The sequence below is a fragment of the Streptomyces viridiviolaceus genome (genome assembly GCF_014650995.1).
Lineage (GTDB): Bacteria > Actinomycetota > Actinomycetes > Streptomycetales > Streptomycetaceae > Streptomyces > Streptomyces viridiviolaceus.
Genome location: NZ_BMWA01000144.1, coordinates 1 through 515, shown reverse-complemented (window position 1 = coordinate 515; position 515 = coordinate 1). Strand labels below are relative to the sequence as shown.

The 515-nt window shown below is 42.1% G+C and carries 1 protein-coding gene; it reads left to right on the top strand.

Features of this window, described 5'->3' with window-relative positions:
* Window positions 1-515, top strand: a 515-nt coding sequence (locus IE260_RS43570) for a VirB8/TrbF family protein (protein ID WP_189881053.1), incomplete at both ends; no start/stop codon positions are given.

The following is a 515-nucleotide window of genomic DNA, read 5'->3' as shown; positions in this document are numbered from 1 at the left end:
GGCTTGATGAGTTTTATCGCTCTTGTTTTAGCGGTTGTTTTAATCAGTGTTCTACCCCTACAAAAAACCGAACACCATTTCGTGGATTTTTTAAACCAGGACAAGCATTACGCCATTATCCAAAGAGCGGATAAAAGCATTTCCAGTAATGAAGCGTTGGCTCGTTCGCTCATTGGGGCGTATGTGTTAAACCGGGAGAGCATTAACCGCATTGACGATAAATCGCGCTATGAATTGGTGCGCTTGCAAAGCAGTTCTAAAGTGTGGCAACGCTTTGAAGATTTGATCAAAACGCAAAACAGCATTTATGCACAAAGCCATTTGGAAAGAGAAGTCCATATCGTCAATATTGCGATCTATCAGCAAGACAATAACCCCATTGCGAGCGTTTCTATTGCGGCTAAACTCATGAACGAAAACAAGCTGGTGTATGAAAAGCGTTATAAAATCGTGCTGAGTTATTTGTTTGACACCCCGGATTTTGATTACGCTTCCATGCCTAAAAACCCTACCGG